The 2618-nt window shown below is 62.4% G+C and carries 4 protein-coding genes; 1 reads left to right on the plus strand and 3 read right to left on the minus strand.

Annotation, left to right across the window (positions count from 1 at the left end; translation table 11 throughout):
• Positions 1-165: 165 nt before the first annotated feature.
• From ACYDAT_RS16145 to ACYDAT_RS16155, 3 genes are read right to left on the minus strand one after another with little or no spacing between them, the layout of a single operon-like run.
• Positions 166-576 (minus strand): hemerythrin domain-containing protein, encoded by a 411-nt coding sequence (locus tag ACYDAT_RS16145; RefSeq protein WP_461440740.1) that lies wholly within the window; start codon positions 574-576, stop codon positions 166-168.
• 16 nt (positions 577-592) lie between these two features.
• Positions 593-805 (minus strand): hypothetical protein, encoded by a 213-nt coding sequence (locus ACYDAT_RS16150; RefSeq protein ID WP_461451474.1) that lies wholly within the window; start codon positions 803-805, stop codon positions 593-595.
• Between the two features lie 19 nt (positions 806-824).
• Positions 825-2210: a cytochrome C gene (locus ACYDAT_RS16155; RefSeq protein ID WP_461451476.1), complete on the minus strand. Its 1386-nt coding sequence runs from the start codon at positions 2208-2210 to the stop codon at positions 825-827.
• A gap of 267 nt (positions 2211-2477) precedes the next feature.
• Here ACYDAT_RS16155 and tatA point away from each other — a divergent pair.
• Positions 2478-2618, plus strand: a 141-nt coding sequence (tatA, locus tag ACYDAT_RS16160) for a Sec-independent protein translocase subunit TatA (protein WP_461440741.1), incomplete at its 3' end; no start/stop codon positions are given.

Consider the following 2618-nt stretch of genomic DNA (forward strand, 5'->3'; position numbering starts at 1 on the left):
TAGCGCGGACCCGACACGTCGTAGCGCCGGATCAGCTCGGCGTCGAAGCGCGGCGCCTGGGGAGCATGCGTGTTCATGACCGCAGTCTGCCCAGACCTCCCGACACGGGCCTTGATCTGGATCAGATTTGTGTGGCGCTGCAAACTTTCGGTATAGCTCCCGCTTTTACGTCGGAATTTCGACGAGCAGACCCTTTTCCTCACGTTCGAAATGATGTTCGAGCACGTGCTTGAATGGCATCTGTGCGTCAAGCAAGGCCAGCCGCGTTGCACCATCCTCGATGCGTGCGGACAGCGGCTTGAGCGCCGCGCGCAAATCGGCAAGCATCGAAGCCAGTTTGCGGTGCTCGGCGAGATAGATCCGGGCAGGCCAGTGCGCTGACGGCGACAGGCGTGGGATCAGCAGGTTTTCCTCGTCCGCGATATGGGTTTCCTGCAAGGCCTGCATGCTCGCAAGGAGATCGCGCGCCTGCGCTATCTCGCCGGCGAGCAAAGCCAGGCGTTCCTGCTGCAGAAGATGCAGCAGATGCGCATGCTGCGCCCCAAGATCCTGGATCTGATGCACCGGACGCTCCATGAGGCGTGTGGAAATCTCAGGCGTACCCCATGAGACGCATCTCCAGCCGCGCGATCCCGATGATCATCCGCCCGTTCGGGACATCCATGCTTCGCGCCGGCCAACCGTGGGAAGCGAGTGCAGCCATGCCGAATTTGATGGAGCGGCGACGCGGACGCCCGCGCGCAAACAACCGTTTTCCAACAATGCCAACAGCCGCGCCCGCAACGAGGCGGGCGCGACTGTCCATGCAAACACGCTGCGACGGATCAGAATGCAGTCCAGACGTATGCGAACAGCGTGTTGTTGGCGTGGGCGTTGGTACCGGCGCCATCGAAGTTGCTGGCCGCTCCATCGAACAACGTGTAGTAGGTGTACTGCAGGCCGAAGCGCAGGTTCACCCAAGGCTGGTCGAACGAGTTGAACTTGCCGAACGGATTGATGTTGAACTCCACCATGTAGCCTTGGGTCAGCGGCGAACCGGTGCGGTTGGCATACAGGATCGGATCGGCGGTGCCATTGTTGCGGAACCCCGCCAAAGTGATGCCATAGGTATTCTCGTACCAGTACGAGCCATTGAGATTGAGCGAGTTGACCGTGTTGCGCAGGTTGCTGGATCCGCCCTGACTGTAGGTTCCGGTCAAGGTCTGCTGCTCGGTCACGTACAAGGCGTCGGCGGTGAAGATGTTCTTGCCGGTGCCCAGGTACTGGTAACTGGCATCCACGCCATAGTCCTTGTACTCGTTGTATGGTCCGGGAACCGAGATCACGGTGCCGTTGCCGTTGGTGCCCACCTGCCCCTGGCGCGCGTCGAAAAACATCCCGCCCACTTCGATATCACCCGCGCCGATGTTGCGCGTGTAGGCCACTCTCGCGTACGGTGCGGCACCGACGATGCGGCCGTTGAATCCGGCGTTGAAGGGACGCCGCTGCAGCAGGTTCGAAGGCAGCGTGCGGTAAACCCCGGCCTCGCCGTACCAGTGCGAATCGAACATGGTGTACGCGGTTGCGCCCACCACCTGCCCCCCGAAGGCGCCCATGATGGCCGGAGACGCCGGCGGACCGGGCACCAGATCGGTCGCGAAATAGGGATACATCCATGCCGGCGCGGTCTGGAACACGTCCGAGACCGTCGGGTTATTGTTGATGGAAACGCCGAACACGCCGCCCTTGCCGCCCAGCATGTAATTGTGCGCGTAGCGCACATCGGTGTTGTCCCAGCCCCACTGACCGGTAGCCTGCTGGTAGGTGAACTGACCCAGCATGCCCCAGTGATCGGCCAGCTTGCCACCGTAGAAAATCGAGGCCTGTTCCAGCTCGGTGTTGTTGTTGAGGCCATAGTTGGGCGCGGGCGGCGCCGCCTGCGGTTGCTGGGTATGGGTGAACGACTCCACGGCCATGGCCGAGAGGTGCGTATCCCAGCCCTTGTGCACGTCCAGCCGGTAGCCATCCAGTTTGAACTGGCGTCCGAATGGCGTCAGTTGCGGCCCGAAACCGCCAATGTGGCAGGCCGAGCAAGGCTGCCCAGTCTCGCGCGCGAACATGGGCACGGCCTGCGCCGGCAGCGCTAGCAGCAGGGCCAACGCAGTTACGCCCAGCAGGGCGATACCACGCAGCCAGCGCAACACACGCGGCGCGACGAATGAGGTGCTCATTGCGATCTCCGATAACGCATCCTTAACGATGCGCGTGCAGCGTGACGGAAACGATGCCGTGCGTTCTTGACCGAGATCAAGACAGACTTTCCTTGCAGGCGCGCGAGCGTGCGGCACGATGCCGCGGACCTTTGTGCCTGCACTCGAGCGACGCTGCCATCGCCTGGCGATCGCCGCCTGGCGCGATCGGCGCGAAGAGTAAACTTGCGAGTCGCGGGCGTCGGCTGCGACGACGTCGTTCAGCGCGTGGGCGCGCAGGAGTGAGACATGGGTTTTGACAGCATTTGGCATTGGTTGATCGTGCTGGTGATCGTGCTGCTGATTTTTGGCACGACCAAGCTGCGCAACGCCGGATCCGACATTGGCGCGGCGGTGCGCAACTTCAAGAAGGCGATGCACGAGGACGCG

The sequence above is a fragment of the Metallibacterium sp. genome, assembly GCF_054637675.1.